General features: G+C 60.8%; 18 protein-coding genes. 10 read left to right on the forward strand and 8 right to left on the reverse strand.

Annotation, left to right across the window (positions count from 1 at the left end; all coding sequences use genetic code 11):
* Positions 1 to 113 precede the first annotated feature (113 nt).
* Positions 114 to 773: a glutathione S-transferase family protein gene (locus ACI77I_RS01785; protein ID WP_242153453.1), complete on the reverse strand. Its 660-nt coding sequence runs from the start codon at positions 771 to 773 to the stop codon at positions 114 to 116.
* Positions 774 to 898: 125 nt separating this feature from the next.
* Between ACI77I_RS01785 and ACI77I_RS01790 the strand changes: the two genes are divergently transcribed.
* The 3 genes from ACI77I_RS01790 to ACI77I_RS01800 all read left to right on the forward strand — a co-directional run bounded on the left by ACI77I_RS01790 (position 899) and on the right by ACI77I_RS01800 (position 4,598).
* The gene (locus ACI77I_RS01790; protein WP_094948751.1) at positions 899 to 1,183 is read left to right on the forward strand and encodes a hypothetical protein; all 285 of its coding nucleotides are present in this window, start codon (positions 899 to 901) and stop codon (positions 1,181 to 1,183) included.
* 151 nt (positions 1,184 to 1,334) lie between these two features.
* Entirely contained in the window at positions 1,335 to 1,589 is a 255-nt protein-coding gene (locus ACI77I_RS01795; protein ID WP_014720451.1) for a TIGR02647 family protein, read from the forward strand.
* A gap of 168 nt (positions 1,590 to 1,757) precedes the next feature.
* Positions 1,758 to 4,598 (forward strand): class I adenylate cyclase, encoded by a 2,841-nt coding sequence (locus tag ACI77I_RS01800; protein ID WP_406996855.1) that lies wholly within the window; start codon positions 1,758 to 1,760, stop codon positions 4,596 to 4,598.
* Positions 4,599 to 4,609: 11 nt separating this feature from the next.
* Here ACI77I_RS01800 and rnk read toward each other — a convergent pair whose 3' ends face one another.
* From rnk to cyaY, 3 genes are all read right to left on the reverse strand, one after another.
* The gene (rnk, locus tag ACI77I_RS01805) at positions 4,610 to 5,020 is read right to left on the reverse strand and encodes a nucleoside diphosphate kinase regulator (protein ID WP_094948749.1); all 411 of its coding nucleotides are present in this window, start codon (positions 5,018 to 5,020) and stop codon (positions 4,610 to 4,612) included.
* 131 nt (positions 5,021 to 5,151) lie between these two features.
* Positions 5,152 to 5,370, reverse strand: coding sequence for a DUF1289 domain-containing protein (locus tag ACI77I_RS01810; protein ID WP_094948748.1), 219 nt, complete (start codon positions 5,368 to 5,370; stop codon positions 5,152 to 5,154).
* Between the two features lie 2 nt (positions 5,371 to 5,372).
* The gene (gene cyaY, locus ACI77I_RS01815; RefSeq protein ID WP_094948747.1) at positions 5,373 to 5,705 is read right to left on the reverse strand and encodes an iron donor protein CyaY; all 333 of its coding nucleotides are present in this window, start codon (positions 5,703 to 5,705) and stop codon (positions 5,373 to 5,375) included.
* A 238-nt stretch (positions 5,706 to 5,943) separates the two neighbouring features.
* Here cyaY and ACI77I_RS01820 point away from each other — a divergent pair, with 238 nt between their 5' ends.
* The 6 genes from ACI77I_RS01820 to ACI77I_RS01845 are packed head-to-tail and all read left to right on the forward strand — an operon-like array spanning position 5,944 to position 10,526.
* A complete protein-coding gene (locus tag ACI77I_RS01820) occupies positions 5,944 to 6,111 on the forward strand; it encodes a lipoprotein (RefSeq protein WP_017845169.1) in 168 nt (55 codons plus the stop codon).
* A gap of 9 nt (positions 6,112 to 6,120) precedes the next feature.
* Positions 6,121 to 7,368: a diaminopimelate decarboxylase gene (gene lysA, locus ACI77I_RS01825; RefSeq protein WP_094948746.1), complete on the forward strand. Its 1,248-nt coding sequence runs from the start codon at positions 6,121 to 6,123 to the stop codon at positions 7,366 to 7,368.
* A gap of 3 nt (positions 7,369 to 7,371) precedes the next feature.
* Positions 7,372 to 8,202: a diaminopimelate epimerase gene (dapF, locus tag ACI77I_RS01830; protein ID WP_406996856.1), complete on the forward strand. Its 831-nt coding sequence runs from the start codon at positions 7,372 to 7,374 to the stop codon at positions 8,200 to 8,202.
* A 13-nt stretch (positions 8,203 to 8,215) separates the two neighbouring features.
* Positions 8,216 to 8,932, forward strand: a complete 717-nt coding sequence (locus tag ACI77I_RS01835; protein ID WP_094948744.1) for a DUF484 family protein — start codon at positions 8,216 to 8,218, stop codon at positions 8,930 to 8,932.
* 2 nt (positions 8,933 to 8,934) lie between these two features.
* Entirely contained in the window at positions 8,935 to 9,834 is a 900-nt protein-coding gene (gene xerC / locus ACI77I_RS01840) for a tyrosine recombinase XerC (RefSeq protein WP_406996857.1), read from the forward strand.
* The gene (locus ACI77I_RS01845) at positions 9,831 to 10,526 is read left to right on the forward strand and encodes an HAD family hydrolase (protein ID WP_094948742.1); all 696 of its coding nucleotides are present in this window, start codon (positions 9,831 to 9,833) and stop codon (positions 10,524 to 10,526) included. The genes xerC and ACI77I_RS01845 overlap by 4 nt, the downstream gene beginning before the upstream one ends.
* Positions 10,527 to 10,653: 127 nt before the next feature.
* Here ACI77I_RS01845 and sutA read toward each other — a convergent pair whose 3' ends face one another.
* The 4 genes from sutA to glnK all read right to left on the reverse strand — a co-directional run bounded on the left by sutA (position 10,654) and on the right by glnK (position 13,435).
* Positions 10,654 to 10,983: a transcriptional regulator SutA gene (gene sutA / locus ACI77I_RS01850; RefSeq protein WP_094948735.1), complete on the reverse strand. Its 330-nt coding sequence runs from the start codon at positions 10,981 to 10,983 to the stop codon at positions 10,654 to 10,656.
* 101 nt (positions 10,984 to 11,084) lie between these two features.
* Complete coding sequence (locus ACI77I_RS01855) at positions 11,085 to 11,510, reverse strand: secondary thiamine-phosphate synthase enzyme YjbQ (protein WP_065938004.1); 426 nt, start codon at positions 11,508 to 11,510, stop codon at positions 11,085 to 11,087.
* A 211-nt stretch (positions 11,511 to 11,721) separates the two neighbouring features.
* Positions 11,722 to 13,062, reverse strand: a complete 1,341-nt coding sequence (locus ACI77I_RS01860; protein WP_094948734.1) for an ammonium transporter — start codon at positions 13,060 to 13,062, stop codon at positions 11,722 to 11,724.
* Between the two features lie 34 nt (positions 13,063 to 13,096).
* Positions 13,097 to 13,435 carry a P-II family nitrogen regulator gene (gene glnK, locus ACI77I_RS01865; RefSeq protein ID WP_002555808.1) on the reverse strand — a complete coding sequence of 113 codons (339 nt, stop codon included), beginning with the start codon at positions 13,433 to 13,435 and terminating at the stop codon, positions 13,097 to 13,099.
* Between the two features lie 421 nt (positions 13,436 to 13,856).
* On the opposite strand from glnK, the gene ACI77I_RS01870 reads away from it, so the two are divergent.
* Entirely contained in the window at positions 13,857 to 14,120 is a 264-nt protein-coding gene (locus ACI77I_RS01870; protein ID WP_094948733.1) for an accessory factor UbiK family protein, read from the forward strand.
* Positions 14,121 to 14,232 lie beyond the last annotated feature (112 nt).

Below are 14,232 nucleotides of genomic sequence, written 5' to 3' on the forward strand. Positions count from 1 at the left end.
CTAAAAGCATCGCAGGCAAGCCAGCTCCCACATTGACCGAGTTCCACCCTTGGAATGCAGTCGAATGTGGGAGCGGGCTTACCCGCGATAGCGTCCTGAAAGGCGCCGAGAATTTACTTCTTGGCAGCAATCATCGCCATAAACGCCGGCATCGCCGCCTCCCTGTCCGCCGCCACTTTCTGGGCGTTGGGCATGCCATGCAAGCGCTCCAGCAACGCTTTAGCCTTCGGCAACTCAGCCAGCAAATCCACGCCAAACAGCTTCTCGCCCACACCACAGGCGAGGTTCACGCTGTACATAAAGTACAGATCGGCAATCGTAAAATTTTCCCCCGCCACATACGGCGCAAACTTGCCGTGCCTGCTTAAAGAGCTGACCCCTAACAGCAATTCGGCCTTGGATTTTTCCTTGACCGCCTCCGGCACCGGCATCCCGAAGAACGCCTCGGCGAAACACGCACGGGCAGGCAATTCGATGTACAGCTCGATTTCCCGGCACAGTGCCAGCACCTGAGCCCGCTGAAAAGGCTCGGCCGGCAGCAGCGACGGGCCTTCTTGGGTGTGTTCGATGTACTCGAGGATCACGCTGGTTTCGTTGATAAACCCCTGCTTGACGCCCAGCACCGGCACTTTGCCGCGCGGGCTGACGGCCAGGGCTTCTGGCGTCTGGCCCGGGTAAAACGGCACCTCTTCAAATGGCAGGCCTTTCTCCAGCAGTGCCAGTTTGACCATGTTGTAGTAGTTGCTGACCGAAAATCCGTAAAGCTTGAGCATTGCGATGCCTCCAGGCCGGGTATGGGGTTGGCTGCAGAAGTTATAGTGCGTGCAGCCCCACCTGACCAGCAGCATCACCTGCCTGAATGGGGGTAAACTGACGCCCTTTCCTTGAGGAGCCTGCCATGAGCGAGCCGACCGATATCGACAGCGACGAAGAAGAGTTCACCGAAAGTACGCTGACCCAGGTCATCGAAAACCAGATCGAAAGCGACAATCCACCTGCCGCCAAAGCCACCTTGAATAAGCTGACGCTGGTGGGTTACGAGCGCGAAGAGATTCTGCATCTCATGGCTCACGTGCTGGCCGTGGAAATCGACAAGATGCTGGACGAAGACCGCGCATTCAATACCGAATGGTACGAAACCGCGCTGCGGGCGCTGCCGCAATTGCCTCCGGAAAACGACTGAATCGAGCACCTTTGTGGCCGGGACGCCTGCTTCCTCGCCACAAACCTGCGCCATATCAAGACCCACGACTTTCTCACTGGACAGCCCGGCAAAGTGCGTTCACCTTATGCCCTGCTAGCCTCTAATAAATTTTAGAACGTCTGGAGTCCTTATGTCGTATACCCCTGAATTGGTTGCCGAACTGGAAATCCTTGTACTCTTCCCCTTGGACAGCACCAAGGAAGGTCTGAAAGTCCACCAGACCGCCGCTCCCACTGCCATCGCCGCGGCCAAGCGCCTCCATGCGAAAGGACTTATCGACCAGCCAGACGGGGGCTACCTGACCAGCCTTGGCCGGGACGCTGCAGAGCAGGCACAAACCCTGTTGACCATCCTGACCACCGCCAACACCAAAGAAGCTGCCTGACCTCTGATACCGCCCATGGAGTCCGCCCTCTGCGGATTCCGAGGGCGTTGCTGTGGACGACACAAAATTCTGACGCCGAAAACCATTTCCCTCTAAACCTCCTACGCTTGTGTCTGTAAACTCCCACATGGCCGCCCACGTCGGGCCCTGCGAGCCACCGAGTTCGACATGACCCGCACCCATGAAATCCGCCCCGACCTGGACGAAGGCATCGACCGCAAGGTGCTGACCCAGCTGCGCGCGCGGTTCATGGGCCTCAATGAAGGCCGCATGGCCCGGGCAGTCGAGGGCCTGACGCCGCGCCAGCAAAGCGTGCTGACCCTGTTGCCGCTGTTTTTCCACGTCAATCACCCGCTATTGCCGGGGTATGTCTCAGGCAGCACGCCGGCTGGGCTGTCGAATTTCGAACCCGACGCCCAAGCCCTGGCCGAAGCCCAACGCCTGACCCGCTCGTTTTCCTACAAGCAACGCCATGGCAACCCGCCCCGGCCGATCCACGGCTTGTTCCTAATGGGCAGCCTCGGCACCCTGGCCCAGGCCGATCAGAGCGATATGGACGTGTGGGTGTGCCACGCGCCTGACCTTGGCGAAGCGGAACTCGCCGAACTGCGCAAAAAATGCCAACTGCTCGAAGCCTGGGCGCTGACCATGGGGGCCGAGGCGCACTTTTTCCTGATCGAGCCGACGCGTTTTGTACTGGGTGAACGCGACACGCAACTGAGCTCCGACGACTGCGGCACCACCCAGCATTACCTGCTGCTGGATGAGTTCTACCGCACCGCCATCTGGCTGGCTGGGCGCACGCCGATCTGGTGGCTGGTGCCGGTGTACGAAGAAACCCGTTACGCCGAGTTCACCCACACGCTGATCTCCAAGCGTTTTATCCGCGCCGATGAAACCCTCGACCTCGGCCACCTGGCCAACATCCCACCGGGCGAGTTCATTGGTGCCGGGCTATGGCAGCTGTTCAAGGGCATCGAGTCGCCCTACAAATCGGTGCTCAAGCTGCTGCTGACTGAGGTTTACGCCAGCGAACACCCGAACGTGCACTGTTTGAGCCTGCGCTTTAAACGTGCCGTGTTCGCCAACCAGGTGGACCTGGACGAGTTGGACCCGTACATCGTGGTTTACCGCCGCATTGAGGAATACCTCAAGGTGCGCAACGAGCCGGAACGCCTGGAACTGGTAAGGCGTGCGCTGTACCTGAAGGTCAACCGCAAGCTCAGCGCCGGCCAACGCGCCAGCGGCTGGCAACGCTTGTTGCTGGAGCGCCTGGCCCACGAATGGGGCTGGGACCAGCGCCAACTGGCCCTGCTGGACAGCCGCAGCCAGTGGAAAGTGCGCCAGGTCGCCTCCGAGCGCCGCGCGCTGGTCAATGAGCTCAATTACAGCTATCGCTTTCTCACCCAGTTCGCCCGCACCGAGCAGACCGTCAGCCTGATCAACAAGCGCGACCTCAATGTGCTGGGCCGGCGCTTGTACGCGGCGTTCGAACGCAAGGCCGGCAAGGTCGAGTTCATCAACCCCGGCATCGCGCCTGATTTGGCCGAAGACACCCTCACGCTGGTGCAATCACCCAATCGCAAGGAGCCGGGCCAGCACCATTGGGGCCTGTACAACGGCAACCTCACGGCGCTGGAATGGGAGCACTTCGCGCCGATCAAGCGCAGTCGCGACCTGTTGGAAATGCTCACCTGGTGCCACCGCAATGGCGTGATTGACAGCAGCACGCGCCTGGCGCTGCACCCGGGCGTCAGCGACATGACCGAATTCGAGCTGTTCAACCTGCTGGGCAGCCTGCAACAGACCATCGCCCTGCCCTTGACCAGCGTCGATGAGGAGCGTCTGTTGCGCTCGGCAGTGCCGGAAGAAGTGCTGTTGCTGGTCAACGTCGGCATCGACCCGCTCAAGCATCACCGCGACCTGAATATCCTGATGACCACCGAGCGCACCGACTCCCTGAGCTATGCCGGTGTGCGCGACAACCTGGTGCTGACCCTGGATCAGGTCACGCGCAACAGTTGGAACGAGGTGATGGTGAGCCGCTACGACGGCCCTCACGCGCTGCTCGACTGCCTGCGTGACTACCTCAACCAATTGCCGTCGGACCATTTGCCCCGCCTGCGGGTGCGCTGTTTCTGTCACAACCGTGCGCAGTTCATTGCCCAGCGCGTGGAAGAAATCTTCGATACCGCACAGAACCTGCTGCTCGGCCAGTCCAACCACCGCTACCTGTTGCAGGTACAGCAGCACTATCACGTGATGGAGCTGACGCCGGGCCAGGCTACCCATGTGTCACTGCCAACCCAGGACGCGCTGATCGCTTACCTCAGCGAAGAATTGGCCAGCTACAGCCCGCTGCACCTGGACGCCATGGCCTTGGAGGACCATGACCTGGCGTTGTTGCTACCGATGGGTTTGGCCGATTGCGTGCAAGTGTTCTACCGGGTCAATGAAGGCTTCGCCGAGCTGTATGTACTCGATGAATTCAACGCGCTCTGGCGGCAACGCTTGCCGTTTCATGATGAGCAGAGCCTGTTGGCGCCGTTGCAGCGCTTCTTGCAGTCGATCATCTATCGCCGCGAAGCACTCTCGCCGCTGGACACACAGCAGCCGTTGGCCGAGGTGCAAACCTTGTATTACCAACTGTTGCCATCAGGCAGTAATCGCGCACGCGGCATCGAACCTCGCCCGTCACCGCAGAACCCGGCGAATAAGCCGTTTTATGACGTGCAGGCAATTATCGGCAAGGCGGCGCCCGGCCAAGTAGGCATCACCCTGTACTGCAATCAGCGGGAATTTTGCGAACTGGAGTTTGGCGACCAGCTGTTTGCAGTGGTCGCCCAGGAAATCGTCGGGCAGCGCCGGGAACCCGAGCGCTACCGCTGCTACATCACCGACCTGGACTTGTCCGGACTACTCGGTGATGTGCAAAGCCCGAGCAACTTGTACCTGCGCTACAAGGCCGAGTTGGAGCTGTCACTCAACAAAGCACTGAAACAAGTTTAAAGCGGCTCTAGTTACAGAGAGAATGCGCCGCCGTCTTTGGGCTGGCCTTCAACGCTGAGCAATTCAAGCTTGAGGGTCTTGCCACCCGGCGCCGGCCAATCGATGTGCTGGCCTACTTGCAGGCCGAGCAACGCACTGCCCACTGGGGCCAGGATCGAGATCTTGCCTTCGTCGGCATTCGCGTCCTTGGGGTAAACCAGGGTCAGGTGGTAGTCCTTGCCGCTGCCTTGCTCACGGCAATGCACGCTGGAGTTCATGGTCACGACGCTTGCAGGCACTTCATCGTGGCCAACCAGTTCTTCGGCACGATCGAGTTCGCGTTGCAGGGCTTCGACGCCCGGCGAGCCCTCGCCTACGCGGTCGATCAGTTGCTCCAGACGCTGCACGTCAAGACGGGTAAGAATGATGGAAGGTGCGGTCATGATTCAGGCAGACTCCTTTTTTCTGCACACAAAAGCAAAACCCCGCCAGAAAAAGGCGGGGTTCTCACGGACCTCGATGAGTTGAGGTGTACCCGGACACTACCACAGCGACACAAATAAACAAGACGGTCTCAGACGTGGCTCCGGCGCTGCTCGGCCTCGGCGCAGATCACCCGGCGCCGGGCATCGTCGGCGGAGCGCCATTCGCGGATGTCTTCCACATGACGGAAGCAGCCGAGACAGACTTTTTGCTCGTCCAGGCGACACAAACTGATACAAGGTGACGGCACCGCCGGGCTGACATTGCTGAACAGCGGCTTCGGCGGGCGAACGGATGCAGGCTGGGTCACGATCAGATCTCGTCGAAGTCCAGGTCAGCGCCGGACTGTTCCTTCGTGAGGCGAGCGAGCATTTCGCTCAGCAGCTCCTCGGTGGTGTCGTGCGCCCAACGATTTTCCTCCTCGTCATAGTCGAAGTGAAAACCACCGGTACGTGCCGCCAACCACAGCTGACGCAGCGGCTCCTGGCGGCTGAAAATCAGTTGGGTACCGTTTTCAAACTTGACGGTCAGCACGCCGGCCGAGTTTTCCAGGTCCACGTCCAGGCCGCTGTCGTCGAAAATATCTTCCAGCGCCTGTTGTGTCGCATCCACCAGGTCGTGAAAACGGGCTTCGGTCAAACTCATTGTGGCAACCTCAAAAGTGTCTGGTTTTGCTCAAGCGCCGCACGATACGGGCGAGCCCCGCCGATTGCAAAGGATACCGATTTCATCACGAATGGCGGAATGAAATATCCCCATCAAGGGTAGGACGCTTCCTGACCGTCTCGGCAAACCCCCGTCGGACGGGTATTGCGGCGCATAGGCAAGCTGGCGGGTGGTCGGTATACTCGGGCGCAATTAATGCATATTCAAGGATTTCGCCATGAAGCGCCTGATCTCGTCCCTTGCTGCGCTCGTCGCGGTCGCTTGCCTCGTTAGTGCCTGTGGTCAAAAAGGCCCGCTGTACCTGCCCGATGACAGCAAAGACCCGAATGAACAGGCGCAATCGTCGCAAAAGCCGGCAAAAGCGCACAAGCACGACACCTATTAAGGGAAACTCATGGACGCTTTTAACTACCGGGACGGCGAGCTGTTCGCGGAAGGCGTGGCGCTGTCCGCGATTGCCCAGCGCTTTGGCACCCCGACTTATGTGTACTCGCGTGCGCACATCGAAGCCCAATACCGCTCCTTCACCGACCCGCTCAAGGGCGTTCCACACCTGGTGTGCTACGCGGTCAAGGCCAACTCCAACCTGGGTGTACTGAATGTCCTGGCGCGCCTTGGCGCCGGTTTCGACATCGTCTCCCGTGGCGAGCTGGAGCGTGTATTGGCTGCTGGCGGCACGCCTGACAAGATCGTCTTCTCCGGCGTCGGCAAGAGCCGCGAAGACATGCGCCGCGCCCTCGAAGTCGGCGTGCACTGCTTCAATGTCGAATCCACCGACGAGTTGGAGCGCCTGCAGGTGGTCGCTGCCGAAATGGGCGTTCGCGCGCCGATCTCCTTGCGCGTCAACCCCGACGTTGACGCCGGCACCCACCCGTACATTTCCACCGGTCTCAAAGAGAACAAGTTCGGCATCGCCATTGCCGACGCCGAGGATGTGTACATCCGCGCCGCCCAACTGCCGAACCTTGAAGTGCTGGGTGTCGACTGCCATATCGGCTCGCAACTGACCACCCTGCCACCGTTCCTGGATGCGCTCGACCGCCTGCTGGCGCTGACCGACCGCCTCGGCGAGTGCGGCATCTACCTGCAACACATCGACCTCGGTGGTGGTGTGGGCGTGCGTTATCGCGATGAAGAACCACCGCAGATCGCAGACTACATCCAGGCCGTGCGCGAGCGCACCGAAGGCCGCGGCCTGACCCTGATGTTCGAGCCGGGCCGTTATATCGTCGCCAACGCGAGCGTGCTGCTGACCCAGGTCGAGTACCTTAAGCACACCGAGTACAAGGATTTCGCCATCGTCGACGCGGCGATGAACGACCTGATCCGCCCGGCGCTGTACCAGGCCTGGATGGATGTGACTGCCGTCAAGCCACGTACTGGCGAAGGCCGTAACTACGACATCGTCGGCCCTATCTGCGAAACCGGCGACTTCCTGGCCAAGGAGCGTCAGCTGGCCCTGGAAGAAGGCGACTTGCTGGCCGTGCACTCGGCCGGAGCCTACGGGTTTGTCATGAGTTCCAACTACAACACCCGCGGCCGTGCCGCCGAGGTGCTGGTGGACGGTGATCAAGCGTTTGAAGTGCGTCGCCGCGAGACGGTAGCCGAGTTGTATGCTGGCGAAAGCCTGCTGCCGGAGTAAGCCATGCTGCTGCGTTTTACCAAGATGCACGGGCTGGGCAACGACTTCATGGTCCTCGACCTGGTCAGCCAACACGCGCACATCCTGCCCAAACACGCGAAACAGTGGGGCGACCGTCACACCGGCATTGGCTTCGACCAGTTGCTGATCGTCGAGGCGCCGAGCAACCCGGACGTGGATTTCCGTTACCGGATCTTCAACTCCGACGGCTCCGAAGTGGAACAGTGCGGCAACGGTGCGCGCTGCTTCGCACGCTTTGTGCTGGACAAGCGCCTGACCGCCAAGCGCCAGATTCGGGTCGAGACCAAGAGCGGCATCATCGAGCTGGATATTCGCAGCGACGGCCAGATCAGCGTCAACATGGGCGCGCCACGCCTGGTGCCGGCGGACATTCCGTTCCAGGCCACCGAGCAGGCCACCCACTACGCGCTGGACGTTGAGGGCAAGACGGTGGACATCGCCGCCGTGTCGATGGGCAACCCCCACGCCGTGCTGCGCGTCGACGACATCAATAACGCCCCGGTGCATGAGCTTGGGCCGAGAATCGAACATCACCCGCGCTTTCCGGCACGGGTGAATGTGGGGTTCCTGCAGGTGATCGACCGTTCCCGCGCGCAATTGCGTGTATGGGAGCGCGGCGCCGGCGAAACTCAGGCTTGCGGCACCGGCGCTTGCGCTGCGGCCGTGGCCGCGATCAGCCAGGGGTGGATGGATTCGCCGCTGCTGATCGACCTGCCCGGCGGACGTTTGTCCATCGAATGGGCAGGCCCTGGCCACCCGGTGATGATGACCGGGCCGGCCTCGCGCGTATACGAAGGACAGGTCCGTCTATGAGTGAGCAAATCTAATGACCGATAAGCCTCAAGTACCCGCCGAAGCGTCCCCGAGCGAAAGTCTGGAGGCCGCCGCTGTCGCGGCGTACCTTGAGGCTAACCCGGACTTCTTCACCCAGCACGAAGAACTGTTGCCCGCGCTGCGCATCCCTCACCAGCGCGGCGATACCGTGTCCCTAGTGGAGCGGCAGATGAAAATCCTGCGTGAGCGCAATATCGAAATGCGCCACAAGCTCTCGCACCTTATGGATGTGGCCCGCGATAACGACCGTCTTTTCGACAAGACCCGTCGCCTGATTCTTACCTTGATGGACGCCACCAGCCTGGAAGAAACGGTGATCGCCGTGGAAGACAGTCTGCGCCAGGACTTCCAGGTGCCGTTTGTGAGCCTGATCCTGTTCAGCGACAACGCGATGCCGGTGGGTCGCTGGGTCAGCGGCGGCGAAGCACAAACCGCCATCGGCGGCCTGCTCTCGGAAGGCAAGACCATCAGCGGCACCTTGCGCGAGCATGAGCTGGACTTCCTATTTGGCGCCGAACAGCGCAAGCAGATCGGCTCCACCGCCGTGGTCGCCCTCAGCCATCAAGGCCTGCACGGCGTATTGGCCATCGCCAGCCGGGACCCGCAGCACTACAAAAGCTCAGTGGGCACACTGTTCCTGACCTACATCGCCGAAGTGCTGGGCCGCGTATTGCCGCGCTTCACCACTGCCCTGCGCGCGGTGCGCTAGCCATGGAGCGGCAACTGGACGCTTATTGCACTCACCTGCGCAACGAGCGCCAGGTGTCGCCCCATACGCTGGAAGCCTATCGACGGGACTTGAACAAGGTCCTGTCGTACTGCGAAAAACAACAGATCGCCAGCTGGAAGGCCTTGGATATCCAAAGCCTGCGCAGCCTGGTCGCGCGGCTGCACCAGCAAGGCCAGTCCTCGCGCAGCTTGTCGCGGCTGCTGTCGGCGGTGCGCGGCCTGTATCACTACCTCAACCGCGAAGGCCTGTGCGACCACGACCCGGCCAACGGCTTGGCCCCGCCCAAGGGCGAACGGCGCCTGCCCAAGACCCTGGACACCGATCGCGCCCTGCAATTGCTCGACGGCGCCGTCGAGGATGACTTCCTCGCCCACCGCGACCAGGCCATCCTTGAGCTGTTCTATTCCTCGGGCCTGCGCCTGTCGGAGCTGACCGGCCTGAACCTCGACCAACTGGACCTGGCGGACGGCTTGGTGCAGGTACTCGGCAAGGGCAGCAAGACCCGCGTGCTGCCGGTCGGCCGCAAGGCTCGGGAAGCCTTGCAACTATGGTTGCCGCTGCGGGCATTGGCCAACCCGGTGGACGATGCCGTATTTATCAGCCAGCAAGGCCGACGCCTGGGGCCACGGGCCATTCAAGTACGGGTCAAGGCTGCGGGCGAGCGTGAGCTGGGGCAGAACCTGCACCCACACATGCTGCGTCACTCTTTTGCCAGCCACATGCTCGAATCATCCCAGGACCTGCGCGCGGTGCAAGAACTGCTCGGCCACTCCGACATCAAGACCACACAGATCTACACCCACCTCGACTTCCAGCACCTGGCAACGGTGTACGACAGCGCCCATCCACGGGCCAAACGCATCAAGGGCGGCGACTCATGAGTATCAAGCTGATCACCTTCGACCTGGACGACACACTCTGGGACAACGTACCGGTCATCATCGGCGCCGAGGCGTCGATGCGCGAGTGGCTGGCGGTGCACGCCACCAAGGTCGGCGACTTGCCCTTGGAGCACTTCGCCAGCCTTCGCCAGCAGGTACTGGAGCGCCATCCTGAGCTCAAACACCGCATCAGCATCCTGCGCCATCGGGTACTGATGCATGCGTTTGAAGAGGCAGGCTATCCACAGCCTGAGGCCACGCAAATGGCAGACGTGTGCTACGAAGCATTCATACATGCCCGACACCAACTCACGCCATTTCCCGAAGCCGAGCCGATGTTGCAGGCGCTGCGCCAGCATTTCCTACTGGGCGTGATCACCAATGGCAACGCTGACGTGCAGCGCGTGGGCCTGGCGGACTATTTCCACTTTGCCCTGCGCGCCGAAGATATCGGCATTGCCAAGCCGGATGCGCGGTTGTTTCAAGAGGCGCTGCAACGCGGCGGTGTGGACGCCAGTCAGGCGGTGCATATCGGCGATCACCCAGGCGATGACATCGCCGGGGCGCAGCAGGCAGGGCTTCGCGCGGTGTGGTTTAACCCGACGGGTAAGGCTTGGGAGGCGGATAAGCGCCCGGATGCGCAGATTCGTAACTTGGCGGAGTTACCAGCGCTGCTGAACAGCTGGACGTAACGCAAAACCTAATGTGGGCGCTGGCTTGCTTGCTCACACATATAACGGCGGCGGGCTTGCACGTTTGTTACAGCCATGAAAAAGCCCGCAGCGACGGCGGGCTTTTTCTTACAAGCAAGAGCTGACCTCAGATAGGTCGGCTGCCGTACTTGTTATCCGGCTTCTTCGGTGGGTCTGCCACCACGTTGGCCTCGACTTCCTGCACTTTGCCGCCTTTAGCGAGGAATTCTTCCATCGCACGGGCCAGCGCATCGCGCTCTTTGTTCTTGGCTTCAACGCTCGGCAGCTCATCTACCGAAACAGCGGCCTTGGCTTTGCCTTTGGCTACTTTGACAGGCGCGTCATCGCCACCGTCATCGCCTTCGTCAGGACCGTCTTCAGCAGCTGCCGCGTCAAGACTATCGTCAGTCTCGTCGTCTACTTCAAGTTCGTCGTTTTCCAGATCATCGTCGCTCATGTTCTACCTCATGACTTGCGAAAAGCAGATTAGTTATAGCCCAGCTTCGCCCTCTGTCGAGGTTGCCGGAAAAAAATCACATCCACTGGATAACCAGTGGCTTATGCCCCATCACCGTGCAAGGTGGCGAGGACTTTACGAGCACCGCCATGATCACGGTGCTCGCCCAGATAAACACCTTGCCAGGTCCCTATCGCCAAGCGGCCGGCCTTGACCGGCAAACTCAGCTGGCAGCCCAGGAGACTGGCCTTGAAGTGCGCCGGCAGATCATCCGGACCTTCGTCGTTGTGTTCGAACCCTGCACGCCCTTGCGGCACCAGCGAGTTGAAAAAACGCTCGAAGTCACGGCGAACCGCCGGGTCGGCATTCTCGTTGACCGTCAACGAGGCCGAGGTGTGCTGCAGCCACAAATGCAACAGGCCCACACGGCACGCCTTCAATTCAGGCAAGCCGGCGAGCAACTCATCCGTTACCAAGTGAAAGCCCCGGGGCTTGGCCCGTAGGGTAATCAGGGTCTGTTGCCACATACAGTTCTCCGCCCATCGGCGCGCATTCTAGCGCGCTCAGGGAAAAAACAAAGTGCCGAATACGCCTACATGCATGTAAGACTTTTGCACGATGAAAAGTACCGCGTGCGCCCCATCACAAACGCGGAGCAAAAACCGGTACAGCTTCCTATCACTGACAAACGCCAGGCAAAAAAATGCCCGGCAAGCCGGGCACCTTTTTTTCGCGTACTTACAAGTTGTAACCGCGCTCGTTGTGTTGCGCCAGGTCGAGGCCCACGGCCTCTTCTTCCTCGGTAACCCGCAGGCCCATGACCGCATCCAGCACCTTGAGGATGATGAAGGTCACGATAGCCGTGTAGATCACGGTGAAGCCCACGCCTTTGCACTGGATCCAGACTTGCGCCGCGATGTCAGTGGTCGCCGCGTTGAAGCCGCCCATGGAAGGCGCAGCGAACACGCCGGTCAGGATCGCGCCGAGGATACCGCCGATACCATGCACGCCGAAGGCGTCCAGCGAGTCGTCGTAGCCCAGTTTGCGTTTCAGGGTAGTGGCGCAGAAGAAGCACACCACGCCCGCCGCCAAACCGATCACCAGGGCGCCCATTGGGCCCACGGTGCCGGCAGCCGGGGTGATTGCAACCAGACCCGCCACCACACCCGAGGCGATGCCCAGTGCGCTTGGCTTACCGTGGGTGACCCACTCGGCGAACATCCAACCCAGCGCCGCAGCAGCGGTAGCGATCTGGGTGACCAGCATGGCCATACCGGCAGTGCCGTTGGCCGCAGCAGCGGAACCGGCGTTGAAGCCGAACCAGCCGACCCACAGCATGGCCGCACCCACCAGGGTGTAACCCAGGTTGTGAGGCGCCATTGGGGTGGTCGGGAAGCCTTTGCGCTTGCCCAGCACCAAGCACGCCACCAGGCCAGCCACACCGGCGTTAATGTGCACCACAGTGCCGCCTGCGAAGTCCAGCACGCCCCAGTCGCCCAACAACGAACCCGGACCGCCCCACACCATGTGGGCAATCGGTGCATAGACCAGGGTGAACCAGACGCCCATGAAGATCAGCATCGCGGAGAACTTCATACGCTCGGCGAAAGCACCGACGATCAGCGCAGGAGTAATGATGGCGAACGTCATCTGGAAGGTGACGAACACCGCCTCAGGGAACAGCGCCGCAGGGCCGGTGATGCTCGCCGGGGTCACACCCGACAGGAACAGTTTGGACAGGCCGCCCACGAACGAGTTGAGGTTGACGACGCCTGCTTCCATACCGGTGGTGTCGAACGCCATGCTGTAGCCGTAAACGAACCACAAGATGGTGATCAGGCCGGTGATGGCGAAGCACTGCATCATCACGGAAAGAATGTTTTTGGAGCGAACCATGCCGCCGTAGAACAGCGCCAGGCCCGGAATGGTCATGAACAGCACCAGCGCGGTGGATGTGAGCATCCACGCCGTGTCGCCGGAATTGAGGACTGGAGCAGGGGCTGGGTCCGCCGCCAATGCCAAGGCCGGCATTACGAGGGACAACAGGGCTCCTAGCCCTGCGAATTTACGCAGAGTCATATTGTTTTCTCCTGGGGCGTTGGGGTTTGGCGGCTTAGATTGCGTCGGTATCGGTTTCGCCGGTACGGATGCGAATAGCCTGTTCCAGATTGACCACGAAGATCTTGCCGTCACCGATCTTGCCGGTGTTGGCCGCCTTGGTTATCGCCTCGATAACCCGGTCAAGATCCTTGTCGTCAATGGCGACATCAATCTTCACCTTTGGCAGGAAATCGACCACGTATTCCGCGCCGCGATACAGCTCGGTGTGACCCTTCTGCCGCCCGAAGCCTTTGACCTCAGTAACGGTAATGCCCTGCACGCCGATCTCGGACAGTGACTCGCGTACATCGTCCAACTTGAACGGCTTGATGATGGCAGTGACTAGCTTCATGAAAACTCTCTCCCGAATTGGTGGACTTGCCCCAGGAAAACAAACCCGTCTCAAGTCTAAGCGCAGTGCCTGGCTTTGTAACGCGTCGTCGCCTCGGCAGTTGCCGTTACGACGCCAGCGAACCACTGGTGACGAAACCTGTACCCCTGATCCGTCGGCGCACTGCATTCGTCACAGCGACTGCATCAGTGCATGGGTCATGATCGTCTAAGCAGAAACCTTGCCAGCTCCGTAAAAACCACTGAAATCAGTCCTTTGCCCACTTATGCCCACCTGCGGGGCGTATTGGCGGCTGCAATGCGCACAAAAACAGTGCATCGCCGCCCGAGCCTCTGCGCGAAAAGCGTGCGCCCGCGGCCGTGAAAGGACTATAGACGCTGCGTGATACACTGCCCGCCAACAGTTTTCCGGAATATTTCCCATGCTCGCGCCCAAAGACCTCCTCGACGCCCTGAGCGGCCACGCCTCTCGCCTGTTCAGCGGCGACACCCCACTGCCCCGCAACGAAATCGAAAGCCAGTTCAAGGCGCTGCTGCAAAGCGGCTTCAGCAAACTCGACCTGGTAAGCCGGGAAGAGTTTGACAGCCAAATGGTGGTGCTGGCCCGCACGCGTGCGCGGTTGGAGAGCCTGGAGGCTAAAGTGGCGGAGTTGGAAGCCAAGTTGACGCCGCCGTCTGCTGAATAAACGCGGTCAGTGTGGGAGCTGGCTTGCCTGCGAAAGTATCGCCTCAGTCTGCCTGATACACCGAGGCGTCTGCATCGCAGGCAAGCCAGCCCCCACGTAAAGCTCTGCGAAC

It is taken from the genome of Pseudomonas sp. D47, assembly GCF_045447305.1.
In the GTDB taxonomy this organism is placed as follows: Bacteria; Pseudomonadota; Gammaproteobacteria; order Pseudomonadales; family Pseudomonadaceae; genus Aquipseudomonas.

Coding starts and splice junctions, on each gene's coding strand:
- ACI77I_RS01785 (WP_242153453.1), bottom strand. CDS start 773: ATGCTCAAGCTTTACGGATTTTCGGTCAGCAACTACTACAACATGGTC.
- ACI77I_RS01790 (WP_094948751.1), top strand. CDS start 899: ATGAGCGAGCCGACCGATATCGACAGCGACGAAGAAGAGTTCACCGAA.
- ACI77I_RS01795 (WP_014720451.1), top strand. CDS start 1,335: ATGTCGTATACCCCTGAATTGGTTGCCGAACTGGAAATCCTTGTACTC.
- ACI77I_RS01800 (WP_406996855.1), top strand. CDS start 1,758: ATGACCCGCACCCATGAAATCCGCCCCGACCTGGACGAAGGCATCGAC.
- rnk (WP_094948749.1), bottom strand. CDS start 5,020: ATGACCGCACCTTCCATCATTCTTACCCGTCTTGACGTGCAGCGTCTG.
- cyaY (WP_094948747.1), bottom strand. CDS start 5,705: ATGAGTTTGACCGAAGCCCGTTTTCACGACCTGGTGGATGCGACACAA.
- ACI77I_RS01820 (WP_017845169.1), top strand. CDS start 5,944: ATGAAGCGCCTGATCTCGTCCCTTGCTGCGCTCGTCGCGGTCGCTTGC.
- lysA (WP_094948746.1), top strand. CDS start 6,121: ATGGACGCTTTTAACTACCGGGACGGCGAGCTGTTCGCGGAAGGCGTG.
- dapF (WP_406996856.1), top strand. CDS start 7,372: ATGCTGCTGCGTTTTACCAAGATGCACGGGCTGGGCAACGACTTCATG.
- ACI77I_RS01835 (WP_094948744.1), top strand. CDS start 8,216: ATGACCGATAAGCCTCAAGTACCCGCCGAAGCGTCCCCGAGCGAAAGT.
- xerC (WP_406996857.1), top strand. CDS start 8,935: ATGGAGCGGCAACTGGACGCTTATTGCACTCACCTGCGCAACGAGCGC.
- ACI77I_RS01845 (WP_094948742.1), top strand. CDS start 9,831: ATGAGTATCAAGCTGATCACCTTCGACCTGGACGACACACTCTGGGAC.
- sutA (WP_094948735.1), bottom strand. CDS start 10,983: ATGAGCGACGATGATCTGGAAAACGACGAACTTGAAGTAGACGACGAG.
- ACI77I_RS01855 (WP_065938004.1), bottom strand. CDS start 11,510: ATGTGGCAACAGACCCTGATTACCCTACGGGCCAAGCCCCGGGGCTTT.
- ACI77I_RS01860 (WP_094948734.1), bottom strand. CDS start 13,062: ATGACTCTGCGTAAATTCGCAGGGCTAGGAGCCCTGTTGTCCCTCGTA.
- glnK (WP_002555808.1), bottom strand. CDS start 13,435: ATGAAGCTAGTCACTGCCATCATCAAGCCGTTCAAGTTGGACGATGTA.
- ACI77I_RS01870 (WP_094948733.1), top strand. CDS start 13,857: ATGCTCGCGCCCAAAGACCTCCTCGACGCCCTGAGCGGCCACGCCTCT.